At 74.7% G+C, this 14767-nt stretch carries 10 protein-coding genes; 6 read left to right on the forward strand and 4 right to left on the reverse strand.

All coding sequences use genetic code 11. From position 1 onward, the window contains the following. Positions 1-20: 20 nt before the first annotated feature. The gene (locus tag ACFWEE_RS27970) at positions 21-773 is read right to left on the reverse strand and encodes a TIGR03089 family protein (protein ID WP_386893218.1); all 753 of its coding nucleotides are present in this window, start codon (positions 771-773) and stop codon (positions 21-23) included. A gap of 138 nt (positions 774-911) precedes the next feature. Here ACFWEE_RS27970 and ACFWEE_RS27975 point away from each other — a divergent pair, with 138 nt between their 5' ends. From ACFWEE_RS27975 to ACFWEE_RS27985, 3 genes are all read left to right on the forward strand, one after another. Continuing rightward, positions 912-2369 (forward strand): peptidoglycan recognition protein, encoded by a 1458-nt coding sequence (locus tag ACFWEE_RS27975; RefSeq protein WP_386893220.1) that lies wholly within the window; start codon positions 912-914, stop codon positions 2367-2369. A gap of 81 nt (positions 2370-2450) precedes the next feature. Then, positions 2451-3542, forward strand: coding sequence for a sugar phosphate nucleotidyltransferase (locus tag ACFWEE_RS27980; protein WP_386893221.1), 1092 nt, complete (start codon positions 2451-2453; stop codon positions 3540-3542). Positions 3543-3688: 146 nt separating this feature from the next. Continuing rightward, entirely contained in the window at positions 3689-4711 is a 1023-nt protein-coding gene (locus ACFWEE_RS27985; protein WP_386893222.1) for a DNA-3-methyladenine glycosylase family protein, read from the forward strand. A gap of 60 nt (positions 4712-4771) precedes the next feature. Here the strand turns inward: ACFWEE_RS27985 and ACFWEE_RS27990 are convergent, their stop codons facing one another. From ACFWEE_RS27990 to ACFWEE_RS28000, 3 genes are read right to left on the reverse strand one after another with little or no spacing between them, the layout of a single operon-like run. After that, complete coding sequence (locus tag ACFWEE_RS27990) at positions 4772-6109, reverse strand: coenzyme F420-0:L-glutamate ligase (RefSeq protein ID WP_386893224.1); 1338 nt, start codon at positions 6107-6109, stop codon at positions 4772-4774. Continuing rightward, positions 6106-7062: a 2-phospho-L-lactate transferase gene (cofD, locus tag ACFWEE_RS27995; RefSeq protein WP_386893226.1), complete on the reverse strand. Its 957-nt coding sequence runs from the start codon at positions 7060-7062 to the stop codon at positions 6106-6108. Before cofD ends, ACFWEE_RS27990 begins: the two co-directional genes overlap by 4 nt. Positions 7063-7107: 45 nt before the next feature. Next, positions 7108-7608, reverse strand: a complete 501-nt coding sequence (locus ACFWEE_RS28000; RefSeq protein WP_386893227.1) for a cysteine dioxygenase — start codon at positions 7606-7608, stop codon at positions 7108-7110. Between the two features lie 789 nt (positions 7609-8397). Here ACFWEE_RS28000 and ACFWEE_RS28005 point away from each other — a divergent pair. The 3 genes from ACFWEE_RS28005 (at position 8398) to ACFWEE_RS28015 (ending at position 14716) form a co-directional block, all read left to right on the forward strand. After that, on the forward strand, positions 8398-8661 hold the full coding sequence (locus ACFWEE_RS28005; protein WP_003968728.1) for a WhiB family transcriptional regulator: 264 nt from the start codon (positions 8398-8400) through the stop codon (positions 8659-8661). Between the two features lie 590 nt (positions 8662-9251). Next, positions 9252-13127 carry a glycosyltransferase family 2 protein gene (locus tag ACFWEE_RS28010; protein ID WP_386893229.1) on the forward strand — a complete coding sequence of 1292 codons (3876 nt, stop codon included), beginning with the start codon at positions 9252-9254 and terminating at the stop codon, positions 13125-13127. After that, positions 13124-14716 (forward strand): DUF5719 family protein, encoded by a 1593-nt coding sequence (locus ACFWEE_RS28015; protein ID WP_386893230.1) that lies wholly within the window; start codon positions 13124-13126, stop codon positions 14714-14716. The genes ACFWEE_RS28010 and ACFWEE_RS28015 overlap by 4 nt, the downstream gene beginning before the upstream one ends. The last annotated feature ends 51 nt before the right edge of the window (positions 14717-14767 follow it).

Raw genomic sequence — 14767 nt, forward strand, 5'->3', positions numbered from 1 at the left:
CGGAGGCCGGGCCCGGCCGGTCAGACCGCGCGGTGGGTGACCCGCTCGCTCTCCACCCGCTTCGCCAGCCCGTCCTCGTCCAGCTGTCCGAGGTGACGGCAGAGCACCACCGAGCCGCCCGACGCCAGCGGCGCCCAGAGCCCGGCGGCGAGCCCCTCCCAGCTGTCGTACGGACGTCCCGACAGCAGCCGCGAACCGGGCGCGAGCCCCAGCCCGGCGGCCTCCTCGCGGGCGCGGGCGACGAGCTGCGCGCCCGTCAGTTCCGTACCGTCCACGACGAGCGCGGGGGCGTCCGGGTCCACCGGCTGGAAGGGGGCGAACCGGTCGCCCTGGCCGGGCACCTCGACCGCGTAGTCGGCGAAGCCCTCGGGCGCGACGGGGAAGCGTCCGCCGAGCGGGCGCAGCGCCAGGGCGACGCGCTCGCCCCGGCAGGCGCGGGCCCGCTCCACCGTGTCCGGGCCGGTCACCACGAGGTCGGCCGTCGCCGGGTCGCCGCCCACCTCGGCGACCACGCCGACCGAGGCGCAGGCGAGCAGCCAGACGGCCGACTGCCAGTGCGCGGGGAGCAGCAGGGCGAGCCGGTCGCCCGGTTCGGCGGCCAGGTCGCCCTGGAGCAGATTCGCGGTCTTGGCCACCCAATTGGCGAAGGTGGCGACCGAAAGTTCGACGCGCTCGCCGGTGGCGTCGTCGTAGAAAGTGACCAGGGGGCGGGCCGGGTCCGCGAGGAGCGCGGATCGCAGCAGGTCGGCGGGGGTGCGGTCGCTGGCGTTCATCCGCGCAAGCGTACGCGGCGGCGGCGCCGGGCGGCCGGGGAACGGGTACGCGGGGCCACCGTTCGGCAGACGGGCCGTCAGGGCGATCGGGGGCTCGCCGAGTGGCTGGGCGAATCAGCCTATTTGAGGATCAATGACATGCGTACTCTCCACGCCGCAACGATCGGCGTCACCTGTGCGGCCGCACTCACCCTCTCGCTCGCCGCGTCCACCCCCGCGCTGCCCGTGGCGCCGGCCTCGGCGGCCCCGACCGCCGACCCTCCCGGCTCGACGCAGTCCCTGCCGCTGGTGCCGCTCACCGAGAACCGGGCCGCGGGAGAGACGTCCGCCGTCGTACCGCAGGGCCTCACCCCCAAGGAGGTCAAGCCCTTCTCCCTCCTCGGTGTCGTCTGGGACGACGCGGCGACGGAACTGCCCGGCACGGTCGAGGTCCGGACCCGCGCCACCTCCACCGCCCGCTGGTCCGGCTGGCAGTCCGTCGAGACGCACAACGACGAGCACGCGGCGGAACCCGGCACCCCCGAGGCCGACGCGGCCTCCGTGCGCGGCGCGACCGCCCCGCTCTGGGTCGGCGCCTCCGACGCCGTCGAGGTACGGGTCCGGCCCGCCGTCACCGACCTGTTCGGCCGGGCCGCGGAGCCGGCGGCCCTCCCGAAGGGGCTGCGCCTCGAACTCGTCGACCCCGGCGCGGACCCGGCGCCCGTCACCGCGAGCACGGTCCCGGGCGTGCAGGCGGCAGCGGCGGGCACGGCAGCGACGGGCACGGCAGCGGCGGGCGAGGCCGACGCGACGGGTACGGACGCGGCGGTCCCGCCCGACACGGACACCGCCGACGTCGCCGTGCTGCCCGCGCTCAGCCGCGCCCAGACGATCGCCGACGCGCAGGCCCGCGGCCTGGGCCTCCCGGCGGAACCCGAGGGCCAGGACGGCGTGAGCGGCCGGGCGGCGGACGCGCCACGGGCCGGGGCGGCGGTCGCCGCGGCGAAGCCGTACATCGGCCCCCGCCCGGGCATCATCACCCGCAAGGGCTGGGGCGCGGACGAGAGCCTGCGCGAGCGTCAGTTCGCGTACACCACGACGGTGAAGGCGGCCTTCGTCCACCACAGCGCCACCGGGAACAACTACACCTGCTCCCAGTCGGCCTCCATCCTGCGCGGCATCTACCGCTACCACGTCAAGAGCAACGGCTGGCGGGACATCGGCTACAACTTCGCCGTCGACAAGTGCGGAAACATCTACGAGGGCCGGGCCGGCGGTGTCACCAGGGCGGTGCTCGGCGCGCACACCCTCGGCTTCAACACCAACACCATGGGCATCGCCGTCCTCGGCAGTTTCGCCAGCACCAACCCGCCCGCCGCCGCGGTCAACGCCGTCGCCAAGCTCACCGCCTGGAAGCTCGGGCTCTTCGGTATCAACCCGAAGGGCTCCGTCACCCTCGTCTCCGGCGGCGGCAACAGGTACAAGAAGGGCAGTTCCGTCAAAATGAACGCCATTTCCGGGCACCGCGACGGATTCGCAACCGAATGCCCCGGAGCACGTCTCTACAAGAAGCTCGGCACGACCCGGACCACGTCGGCCCGCCTCCAGGGGCGCTGACCGGGGGCGGGCCGGCGGGTCTGCATACACTGGCCAGCCGAACGAGGCCCGGCCCCCGGCAGGAAGCAGAGAACAGACGCCGTGACAGAGGCAAGAGAAGCGATCCTCCTGGTCGGTGGGAAGGGCACCCGGCTCCGGCCCCTCACGGTCCGCACCCCGAAGCCGATGGTGCCGGCGGCGGGTGTCCCCTTCCTCACCCACCAGCTGGCCCGCGCGCGGGCGGCCGGCGTCGAGCACATCGTGCTGGCGACGTCCTACCTGGCCGAGGTGTTCGAGCCGCACTTCGGTGACGGCTCGGACCTCGGCCTGCACATCGAGTACGTCACCGAGCGCGAACCGCTGGGCACCGGCGGAGCGATACGCAACGTGGCCCACAAGCTCACCTCGGGTCCCGACGATCCGGTGCTCATCTTCAACGGCGACATCCTCACCGGCCTGGACATCCGGGCCCTGGTGACCACGCACACCACATCCGGCGCGGACGTCTCGCTGCACCTCACCCGGGTCGAGGACCCGCGCGCGTTCGGCCTCGTCCCCACCGACGCCTCGGGCCGGGTCACCGCCTTCCTGGAGAAGCCGCAGACGCCCGAGGAGATCGTCACCGACCAGATCAACGCGGGGGCGTACATCTTCCGCCGCTCGGTCATCGACACCATCCCCGCCGACCGGCCGGTCTCCGTCGAACGCGAGACCTTCCCCGGCCTGCTCGCCTCGGGCGCCCACCTCCAGGGCATGGTCGACTCCACGTACTGGCTCGACCTCGGCACCCCGCAGGCGTTCGTACGCGGCTCCGCCGACCTCGTCCTCGGCCGCGCGCCCTCCCCGGCCGTCCCCGGCCGCTGCGGCGAACGCCTCGTGCTGCCCGACGCGCGGATCGCCCCGGACGCCAAGCTCAGCGGCGGCACGGTCGTCGGCGAACGCGCGGTGATCGGCGAGGGCGCCCGGATCACCGGCTCCGCCGTGCTCGCCGGCGCGGTGATCGAAGCCGGGGCCGTCGTCACCGACTCCCTCGTCGGCGCCGGCGCGCGGATCGGCAGCCGTACGGTGCTGACCGGTGCGGTCATCGGCGACGGCGCCCGGGTCGGCGCCGACAACGAACTCCGCGACGGCGTCCGCGTCTGGTGCGACGCCGACCTCCCGGACGGGTCGGTCCGCTTCTCCTCGGACCAGTGACGGCCGGGCGGGACGACGTGCCGGTTCTCCCCGGACCAGTGACGGCCCGGTGAGGTACGTCTCCGGACCCGGCGGTGCCGGAGACCGGAGCCGTACCCTCGGAGGGGCACGCCCCGCACCGCCGAACCACCCGAGGACACCGACCCGTGGCAGGACGCTTCGCCCCCCGGACCGCGCGCACCGGCCCGCCCCGGCAGACGCCGTACGCCGTACGCGGGGGCGCACCCGCCGCCTCCGGGCCCGTCCCGGCCCAGGTCCCGCTGACGCGGGAGTGGACCCCGCCGGGCCCGCTCGACCTCCACCTGGTCCTCGGGCCGCTGCGGCGCGGGGCCGGCGACCCCACCTTCCGTACGACCGACGACGGCAGCTTCTGGCGGGCCACCCGCACCCCGGCGGGCCCCGGCACCCTGCGCGTCCGCGCGGTGCCCGGCGGCCGGATCGGGGCGACCGCGTGGGGGCCCGGCGCCGACTGGCTCCTCGACCAGCTGCCCGAACTCCTCGGCGCCGGCGACGACCCGGACGCCTTCGAACCGCGCCACCGGCTGCTCGCCCTCGCCCGGCACCGCCGCCCCGGGCTGCGGCTGCTGCGCACGGGACTGGTGATGGAGTCCCTGATCCCGTCGATCCTCGAACAGAAGGTCACCACCACCGAGGCGTACCGCGCCTGGCGGCTGCTGGTCCGCCGTCACGGCACCCCGGCCCCCGGCCCCACCGCCGGACTCGGGCTGCACGTCATGCCCGACCCGCGCACCTGGGCGCTGGTGCCGTCCTGGGAGTGGCACCGGGCGGGCGTCGACGCCAAGCGCTCGGACACCGTCATGCGGGCGGTGCGGGCGGCCCGGCGGCTGGAGGAAGCGGCGGGCATGGAGCTGCCCGAGGCGAAGGCCCGTCTGGAACTCGTCCCCGGCATCGGCCCGTGGACCTCCGCCGAGACCCTCCAGCGCTCCAACGGCGCCCCGGACGCGGTCACCACCGGCGACTACCACCTGCCGGGCATCGTCGGCCACGCCCTCGCCGACGACCGGCACGCCGACGACGCCCGGATGCTGGAACTGCTCGCCCCCTACGCGGGCCAGCGCCACCGCGCGACCCGGCTGATCCTTCTCTCGGGCGTGTCCAGGCCGCGCCGCGGACCCCGGATGACCCCGGGCGACATCGCGTCGCTCTGAGAGCCCGCGCACGGGGGCGCGGGGCACCGGGGCGCGGGCACGAGCCCGCGCCCCGGTGCCTCAGCGCACCGTGAGGAAGTCCTCCGCGTCCCGGGCGGTCCGCTCGCGCGGCGCGGTCGCGGGGCGGCCGATGGCCACCGCGCCCAGCGGGTCCCAGGTGCCGGGCAGGTCCAGCACCTCGCGCACCACGGACCGGCAGAACATCGTGGAGGAGACCCACGCCGAGCCGAGCCGCTCGCCCGCGAGGGCCACGAGGAAGTTCTGCACCCCGGCCCCGGCCGCGACCACGAACATCTCGCGCTCCGCGGTGTCCCGCCGCTCGTCCCCGTACTGGTGCGAACCGTCCATCACCAGGCACGGCACCACCAGGTACGGCGCCGAACGCAGCACCTCGCCCCGGCGCACCCGCTTGCGGATCGACTCCTCGCTCTTCCCGTCGCCCCGCAGATCGGCGATCCAGGCGTCCCGCATCGCGTCGAGCAGCCGGGTCCGCGACTCCTCGGACTCCAGCAGCACGAACCGCCAGGGCGTCGTGTGGTGCGGCGCCGGAGCGGTCACCGCGGCGGCCACCGCCCGCCGGACCGCACCCGGGTCCACCGGGTCGTCGGTGAACTCCCGGACGGTACGCCGCAGGGTCACCGCCTCCCGGACCGCCTCGGACGTGCCGAGCCGGAACATGTCGTCGGCGGCGCCCCGTACCAGCGCCCGCGCCCCGGTCTCCTCCTCGGAGGCGTCGGGGTCGGCCGCGCTGACCACGTGGCCGAGCCCGCGCACGACCGCGACGGGCAGCCCGGCCGCCTTGCCCTTCACCAGGTCGCCCGCGGCGGCCAGCTCGTCGGCGGTGGCGACCACCGTCGCGCTCAGCGGGTTGCCGTACGCGTCCGTACCGCCGCGCAGGTCGTCCAGGACCCGCACCCCCGCCGCGCCGATCGCCACGTCCGTCAGCCCGGCCCGCCACGGCCGCCCGAAGGTGTCCGTGACGACGATGCCGACTTCCACGCCCAGCGTGTCCCGCAGCCCGTCCCGGATCGCCCGGGCCGAACGGTCCGGGTCCTCGGGCAGCAGCAGCACGGTCCCGGCGGGGGTGTTCGAGGCGTCCACCCCGGCGGCGGCCATCACCAGGCCCTGCCGGTTCTCGACGATGCGCAGGGTGCCGCGCCGCGCCACCACGCGCACGGTCTCCGCGTCGATCGCGGCCTCGCGGTCGGTCGCCTCCACGATCCGGCCCTCGGCCTTGGAGACGATCTTCGAGGTGACGAGCAGGACGTCGCCGTCGGCCAGCCCCGGTTCGGCGGCGGCGATCAGCTTGGCGAGGTCGTCGCCCGCCCGCACCTCGGGCAGCCCGGGCAGCGCCCACACCCGGAACGAGGGAACCGCACCCGTCTGCGCCGCGCTCACGCCCGTACCTCCTCGGCCAGCGCCAGCGCCTGACGGGCCATCTCGGCCGTGGCGTCCACGTCCGTCATCATCAGCGGCACCGCGCGGCAGCGGATGCCCGCCGCCTCCACCGTGTCCACCGCACCGGCGTCCACGGTGTCCACCAGCCAGCCGTCCAGCAGCCCGGAGCCGTAGTGAGCGGCCACCGCCGCCGCGGTCGACTCCACGCCCACCGCGGCCAGCACCTTGTCGGCCATCCCGCGCACCGGGGCGTCGCCCACGATGGGGGAGAGGCCGACGACCGGCACGCCGGCCTCGGCGACGGCCTCCCGGATGCCGGGCACCGCCAGGATCGTGCCGATGGACACGACCGGGTTCGACGGCGGGAAGACGATGACGTCGGCCGCCGCGATGGCCTCCAGCACCCCGGGGGCCGGCTTGGACTGCTCCGCGCCGACCGGCACGACGGCCCGCGCCTCGACGGACGCCCGCAGCCGCACCCAGTACTCCTGGAAGTGGATGGCCCGGCTCTCGCCGTCGATCTCGACGGCCACGTGCGTCTCGACCCGGTCGTCGGACATCGGCAGCAGCCGGACCCCCGGCTGCCAGCGGGCACAGAGGGCTTCGGTGACCGCGCTGAGCGGGAAGCCCGCGCCCAGCATCTGTGTACGGACCACATGGGTCGCGAAGTCGCGGTCGCCCAGCCCGAACCAGTCCGGCCCCACACCGTAGGCCGCGAGCTCCTCCTTGAGGTGGAAGCTCTCGTCGGTGCGCCCCCAGCCCTGTTCCTCGTTGATGCCACCGCCGAGGGTGTACATCACGGTGTCGAGGTCGGGGCAGACCTTCAGCCCGAACAGATGGATGTCGTCGCCGGTGTTGCCGATGACGGTGATCTCCGCGTCGGGTGCGGCCTGTTTGAGGCCACGCAGGAAACGAGCACCACCGATACCGCCGGCCAGAACCACAATGCGCATGCCGCCAGTCTGTCAGCCGGGCCGCCTCCTTCGCGGGGCGGGTTCTCAGGCCGGTACGGCGTCCAGGGCCGCGGGGGCGCACCGTGCGGTGTGCATCGGCATCTCGGTCAGGCCGGGGAAGTACACGTGGAGGCTGACGGCGGGGGCGAGGGAGTCGTTGACCACCTCGTGGACGTACCCGGGGGCGAAGACGCGCTGGCCGTCGGCGCCGACGGTCCGGCTGCCGCGCTCGGTGCGTTCGGTCAACTCGCCCTCCAGCACGGTCAGTACGCCGGACGACGGGCCGTGGTCGTGGAGTCCGCTGCCCTGCCCGGGAACCCAGCTGAGCAGCCAGACCTCGTAGCCGGGCCCGGTGCGCAGGCGGTGGTACCAGCGGGTGGTGGCGTCGTACTGCACGAGCGGGGCCCACTGGGCGCGGTCGGCGGCGATGGAGCGGGCCAGCCCGGCGAACTCGGCCACGGTGGTGGGGTGTTGCTTCGGCGGCAGAAGCAGGTGCTGGACCTCGAGGAGGTCGCCGGCGATCTGCAGGTCGCTGTCGTTGTTCATGGATGCGGTGGTCCTCGGCATCGGTGGTGCGCGTGGGGGTGCGGCTCGGTGGTGGTGCCCGGGAGGGCCCGCGGGTGCGCGCCGGTGCGGCGGTGTCCTGCGCGGGGTGCCCGGGGGCGGGGAGCTGGAGGCCCGTGGCGTCCGTCCGCCGCCGCGCTCCGCGCGGGGCGCGGACGGGGAGGCGGGAACCCGGATTCAGAGCGGGAGCACTGATCGGAGCCGGAGCGGCGAGGGCATCAACAGCAGCGACAGCTGGAACAGCAACAGCGGGCCTGGACAGCGGTGCGGAACCCACGGACGTGGGTGGCGTACATCGCGACGGTCGCTGGCATGGTGCCAAGGAGACCGGCTCGTTCCCCGCGCTGTCAACTCGACGTCCCATTTGGCGGCAATGTTTCACCCCTTTCGGTCGCCCGGACTGAAGAAAGGTTTGTGCACCGGCGGGGCAGGACAGGTGGCGCATCGTCCGTGCGCCCGAACCTCGCTGACGGTCCGTGACTCGTCTGTGATCTTGGTCGCTTCGGTGATCGAATCGAACCGGCGCGGAAACTCCGTTCGTCTCACTCGTTGGAGATGAAGGGGTGGCTGAGCCCTAGGCATATGTCACGTTTTTGGTGATTTGGTAACTTTCCGCGTATGTTTGGTTCCGCAGAGTGAATACCAGGGCCGATAGCAGAAGCTCGCTTGACCGGCTCAGAGCTACACACTTGTAATTTCACTCGTGTTGTTCGGCCGCACGGAGAGTGACGGTCACGTCACGGGGACGTAAGAGACAGACGAGGGGCGCACATGACCGAGCTGTTCCAGCAACTGCTGGTCGAGGACGCGGACGAGGAACTCGGCTGGCAGGAGCGCGCACTGTGCGCCCAGACCGATCCCGAGTCCTTCTTTCCCGAGAAGGGCGGATCGACCCGGGAGGCGAAGAAGGTCTGCCTCGCCTGCGAAGTCCGATCCGAATGCCTGGAGTACGCCCTGTCGAACGACGAGCGGTTCGGCATCTGGGGCGGGCTCTCCGAGCGGGAGCGGCGGCGCCTGAAGAAGGCCGCGATCTGACCGGTACGGCTCCGAGGGTCCGAGCCCTCCGCGACGGGCAGGCCTGACACGCGGTCAGCCCGACGGCCCGGCCGTACGGCTCCGCACCTTCACGACACCTCCACCGCATCCCCCGCCGCGGCGCTACGACACCGCCGCCCCAGGCACCGCGTCGCCGCGGCCGACACCGCCGCCCCAGGCACGGCACCGCCACGGCCGGTACGGCACCGAAGCATCCGGTAGGGCACCGCGGCACCCGGTACCGGTGAGCCCCGGGGCCGCCGCCTCCCCGCGGCCTCCGCCCCGAAGCGCCCCGCCCACGCGCGACCACCCGATGGCCCGTGGCCCCGACCCTTCCCCCCAGGGTCCGGACCACGGGCCATCGGCCCGCCCGCACCCCTCCGGGCACCGCTGCCCGTACCGCCGCGCGGCCTCCATACCCTGCGGCGTGCGGCCGGGGTTCACCCGCTCGGCGCCATCGCCCCCGATCCGTACCGTTAGTGTGGGGCCCCGTCCGAGACACGCCAACGCCCCGCCGGGGCGCGCGTGTACACCGATGCAGCCTCACCGGGGGAACGCCCCCGGAACCCGGCCGGAGGGCCCGTACCTCGATGTCCGTGCAGAGTCACCCGGCGGCGCCGAACGCGTCCGTCGCCCCAGAGTTCCCCCGGCACGTCGTCACCGCCGTGCTCGTCTCCCACGACGGCGCGCGCTGGCTGCCCGACGCGCTCGCGGGGCTGCTCGGGCAGGAGCGCCCCGTACAGAACGCCGTCGCCGCCGACACCGGCAGCGCCGACGACTCCGCGCGGCTGGTCACCGAGGCGCTGGGCGGTGACCGCGTGCTCCACCTCGCGCGCCGGACCGGCTTCGGCACCGCCGTCGACGAAGCGGTCCGCACCGCGGGCGAGCTGACCGTCGACGACCTCCCGTACCTCAAGCGCCCCAGCGGCTGGGACCCCGTCACCAGGACCTGGCGCGACGACGCCTACGACCTGCCGGAGCTCCCCCACGGCGAACCCGTCCAGTGGCTCTGGCTGCTCCACGACGACTGCGCCCCCGAGCCCGACGCCCTCGCCGAACTGCTGCGCGTCGTCGACACCGACCCGAACGCCGCGATCGTCGGACCCAAGCTGCGCGGCTGGTACGACCGCCGCCAGCTCCTCGAAGTCGGCGTCACCATCGCCAACAGCGGTCGCCGCTGGACCGGGCTCGACCGGCGTGAACAGGACCAGGGCCAGCACGACCAGGTCCGTACCGTCCTCTCCGTCTCCTCCGCCGGCATGCTGGTCCGCCGCGACGTCTGGGAGGAACTGGGCGGCTTCGACCGCAGGCTCCCCCTGATGCGCGACGACGTGGACCTCTGCTGGCGCGCCCACCAGGCCGGCCACCGGGTGCTGGTCGCCCCCGACGCCGTGCTGCGGCACGCCGAGGCCGCCGCCCGCGAGCGCCGCCCCATCGACTGCGCCGGACGTTCCGTCGTCGGCCCGCACCGCGTCGACCGGGCCGGGGCCGTCTACGCGATGCTCGCCAACGCGCCGGCCAAGAAGCTTCCCTGGGTGCTGCTCCGCCTCGTCGTCGGCACCCTGCTCCGCACCCTCGCCTACCTCGTCGGCAAGGTCCCCGGCCAGGCGCTCGACGAGGTCACCGGCCTCATCGGCACCCTGCTGAGGCCGGGCAGGATCATGGCCGCCCGCCGCGCCCGCGGCAAGGGCGCCGTCGATCCGGCCGAACTCCGCTCCCTCTTCCCGCCGCCCGGCGCCACCGTCCGCGCCACCGTCGAACAGGTCGCCGGCAACTTCGGCTCCCGCTCCGACGCCGACGCCGCGGGCGGCTCGCGCCACGGAGCCGTCGAGTCCGGACCCGGCGGCGACGACGCCGACTTCCTCGAGATCGAGCAGTTCGCCCGGCTCAAGCGGATCGGCCGCAAACCCGGCCCCGTCCTCTTCGCCCTCCTGCTCTTCGTCTCGCTGCTCGCCTGCCGCGGCCTGCTCGGCGGCGGCGCGCTCGCCGGCGGTGCCCTGCTGCCCGCGCCCGACGCCGTCTCCGGCCTCTGGAGCCGGTTCGCGGACGGCTGGCACCCGGTCGTCACCGGCTCCACCGAGGCCGCCCCGCCCTACCTCGGCGTCCTCGCCGCCGTCTCGGCCCTCTTCTTCGGCTCCACCGGCTTCGCGCTGACCCTGCTGCTCGTCTGCTCGGTGCCGCTCGCCGGACTCACCGCCTACTTCGCGTCGAGACCGCTCATCGAGTCCCGCCTGCTGCGGGCCTGGGCGAGCGTCGCGTACGCCTTCCTCCCGGCCGTGACCGGAGCGCTGGCCACCGGGCGCGTGGGCACCGCCGTGCTCGCCGTGCTGCTCCCGCTGATGGCCCGTACCGCCGTCTCGGCACACGGCCTGCGCGGTGACGGACGGGTCCGCGGCAGCTGGCGGGCCACCTGGGCCTTCACCCTGCTGCTCACCTTCACCACCGCGTTCACGCCGATCGTGTGGCCGCTCGCCGTCGTCCTCGGCCTCGGCGTGCTCGCCCTGCGCCGCCGGGACCTCGCCGCGTACGGACTGCGGTTCCTCGCCACCGCGGGCACCCCGCTGCTCGTCCTCGCCCCCTGGTCGCTGAGCCTGCTGAGCCGCCCGTCCGGCTTCCTCCGGGAGGCGGGCCTGGACCTCGGCGAGGGCACCGCCTCCGCCGTCGACCTGCTCTCGCTGAGCCCCGGCGGCCCCAAGGGCGGCGGCTCCGTCCTCTTCATCGGCGTGGTGCTCGCGGCCCTCGCCGCCCTGCTGCGCGGCGAGCGGCAGACCGCGATCCGCGCCGCCTGGGCCGCCGCGCTCGTCGGTCTGCTCTTCGCGGGCCTGAGCAACGGCTCGACCTGGGCCGGTCCCGCCACCCTCGTCTACGGCACCGCGCTGATCGCCGCCGCCCTGCTGGGCGCGGACGGGGCGCGCATCCGTGTCGCCGCCCTCAACTTCGGCTGGCGGCAGCCGGTGGCCGCGCTGATCGCGCTGGCCTCCGCCGCCGCGCCGGTGCTCGCCGCCCTCGCCTGGATGGCCGGCGGTGCCGCCGGGCCGCTGGAGCGCCGCGACCCGGTGCAGGTTCCCGCGTTCGTCGCGGAGGAGAGCACGACCACGGACCAGCCGCGCACCCTGGTGCTCGGCGGGACGTCGGCCGGCTCGGTCTCGTACACCCTGGTCCGCGGGTCCGGTGCCCGGCTCGGCGACGCCGAACTGACCAGGTCGGCCGGCAGCAACAGCCACCTCGACAGAATCGTGGCCAACCTGGTCGCCGGCTCCGGCGCCGACCAGGGCCACCAGCTCAGCGGGTTCGCCGTGCGGTACGTCCTCGTGCGCGACGGCGCTCCGCGCGAGATGGGCCGGGTCCTCGACGCCACTCCCGGCCTCAGCCGCCTCAGCCAGCTCGACGGCAGCGCGCTGTGGCGGGTCGACCAGGACGTCGCCCGTCTGATGATCGTCCCGGCCTCCGGCGACGGCGAGGGCGTGGCGGTCGCCTCGGGCACCGTGGAGTCCCACACCAGGATCCCCGCGGGCGAGGACGGCCGGCTGCTCCGCCTCGCCGACGCGGCCGACCCCGGCTGGGCGGCCACCCTGGACGGGAAGCCGCTCACCCGCAAGACCGTCGACGGCTGGGCGCAGGGCTTCGAGCTCCCCGCGTCCGGCGGCCGGCTCGACCTCACGTACGACACCCCGATCACGCACTCCGCGTGGATCTGGGCACAGATCGGCCTCGCCGTGGTCCTCGTCGTCATGGCCCTGCCGGGCCGCCGCCGCGAGGTCGACGACGACCTCCCCGAGGACCCGGAGGCAGCTGCCGCCGCCGACGCCGCCGAGGGCGACGGACGCCGGGCCCGCAGGCTCCGCGCCGCCGCCGAGGCCGAAGCGGCTGCCGCTGCCGCCGCGGAGGTCCCCGACGCCGCCGGTACGGACCTGCCGCCGGACGTCGCGCCGGGTGCTCCGTCGGCCACGGCCCCCGACGACCGGCCCCAGCCGGAGCCGTACGCCCCGACGGGGGACGAGGACGGCGCGTACGTCCCGGCGCAGGCCGGGGAGGGTGCCTACGTTCCGGCGCAGGCCGAGGGCGAGGGCGCGTACGCCGCGGTTCCCCAGCAGGGCTACGCCGAGTGGGACGGGCAGCAGCAGTACCAGCAGGCCGAGTACACCCCGTACCAGGCCGAGCAGTACCCGGCCGAGCAGTACGGGTCCGAGCCGTACGCGACGGACCCGTACACCGCCGATCAGTACGCGACCGGTCAGTTCCAGCAGGCCGACCCGTACCAGCAGCAGAACGCCTACGACCCCTACGGCTACGGGCAGCAGCAGCAGCAACAGCAGCAGTACCAGGGTTACGAGACCCAGGCCCCGTACGACCCGTACGCGGGGCAGCAGTACGGCGTCCACGACACCGACGAGCAGGTCGACCCGAACGCCCCGGACCAGGCGCCGTGGCAGACCCGTAACGCATCGCGAGGCGAGTCCGAGTGAAGTCCACCCCCCTGTCCCTCATCGCGGGCACCGTCGCCCTCGCCGCCGTGACCGGTTTCGCCGCGTTCAACGCGCCCGGCGGCACCGCACCGGCGACGACCACGTCGGCGTCCAGGCTGCCCGTCGAGCGGTCCAGCCTGCTCTGCCCGGCGCCCAGCGACTCCGAGCTGGCCGAGACCGCGTACACCTCCTACACCCCGGCCGGGAAGGGAGCGGGCGGGGAGTCGTCCGCCGAGCTCAAGGAGACGCGCGCCGCCACGGACGACGGCACCACCGGGAAGTCCGACAAGGGCAGCACCACCGACAAGGACACCAAGACCGACAAGGACACCAAGACCGACAAGGACGCCAAGACCGACGAGGACGCCAAGGCCGGCGCGGACGGCGCCGAGAAGACGGTCGTCGCGCTCAAGGAGGCCGGAAAGCCCGTCACCGCCGACGCCGACGGCGCCGACGCGCCCGCGCTGGTCGGCACCGCCACCGGCGCCCTCGCGCCCGGCTGGAGCGCGCAGCAGACCACCTCGGTCACCGCGGGGTCCACCCGGGGGCTGCTCGGCGTCAGCTGCACGGCGCCCGACACGGAGTTCTGGTTCCCCGGCGTCAGCACCGCCGCCAAGGCCCAGGACTACATCCACCTGACCAACCCGGACGGCAGCGCGGCCGTCGTCGACATCCAGCTGTTCGGCCCGGACGGCGACCTCAAGGCGGACGTCGGCGACGGGATCGCCGTTCCGGCGCACTCCAGCGTGGCCATGCTGCTCTCCACCCTGACCGCCGAGGCCGTCGACGACGCCACCGCCCACGTCACCACCCGCAGCGGCCGGGTCGGCGCGGTGGTCCGCGGGGCCCGGGAGGACAGCGGCAGCGACTGGCTCACCGCCTCCGCGGACCCCTCCGCCACCGTGGTGCTGCCCGGCATCCCCGCCGACGCGACCTCGGTCCAGCTGATCGCGTACGCGCCCGGCGAGGACGACGCGGACGTCAAGGTGCAGCTGATCGGGAAGTCGGCGACCTTCGCCCCGGCCGGCAACGACACGCTGCACGTCAAGTCGGGGATGACCGCGAGCGTCGACCTCAAGAACGTCACCCGGAAGGAGCCGGGCTCGCTGCGGCTGACCCCGGTCGAGGGCGGGCGGGCCACCCCGATCGTCGCCGCGCTCCGCGTGGTGCGGGGTACGGGCTCCGCGCAGGAGATCGCGTACATCCCGGCCACCCGGCCGGTCGGCGCCCGGGCGAGCGTGGCCGACAACCGGGCCAAGGGCTCGACCCTCTCGCTCGTCGCGCCCGGCGCCACGGCCCAGGTGAAGGTGACCGCCTCGGCGGGCAGCGAGGGCGGCGAACAGACCGTCAAGTCGTACACCGTCAAGGGCGGTACGACGCTCGCGTTCACCCCGCCCGTCCCGTCCGGCCTCAAGGGCTCGTACGCGCTGACGGTGGAGACGGAGTCGGGCGGCCCGGTCTACGCGGCCCGCACGCTCGCCCTCCCGGAGGACGGCGTGCAGATGTTCACCGTGCAGACGCTGCCGGACGACCGGGGCACGGTCGAAGTCCCGGCCGCGGTGCAGGACCTGACGGTGCTGGACGACTGACGCCCGGGGCCCCGCCGGTACGGGCGGGGCCCACGTGACGGGCCGGGGCTC

The sequence above is a fragment of the Streptomyces sp. NPDC060184 genome (assembly GCF_042728795.1).
Classification (GTDB): Bacteria; Actinomycetota; Actinomycetes; order Streptomycetales; family Streptomycetaceae; genus Streptomyces.

Bases quoted from the DNA above. Each gene is read 5' to 3' on its own strand.
- ACFWEE_RS27970 (WP_386893218.1), bottom strand. From the start codon at position 773: ATGAACGCCAGCGACCGCACCCCCGCCGACCTGCTGCGATCCGCGCTC.
- ACFWEE_RS27975 (WP_386893220.1), top strand. From the start codon at position 912: ATGCGTACTCTCCACGCCGCAACGATCGGCGTCACCTGTGCGGCCGCA.
- cofD (WP_386893226.1), bottom strand. From the start codon at position 7,062: ATGCGCATTGTGGTTCTGGCCGGCGGTATCGGTGGTGCTCGTTTCCTG.
- ACFWEE_RS28000 (WP_386893227.1), bottom strand. From the start codon at position 7,608: ATGAACAACGACAGCGACCTGCAGATCGCCGGCGACCTCCTCGAGGTC.
- ACFWEE_RS28005 (WP_003968728.1), top strand. From the start codon at position 8,398: ATGACCGAGCTGTTCCAGCAACTGCTGGTCGAGGACGCGGACGAGGAA.
- ACFWEE_RS28010 (WP_386893229.1), top strand. From the start codon at position 9,252: ATGTCCGTGCAGAGTCACCCGGCGGCGCCGAACGCGTCCGTCGCCCCA.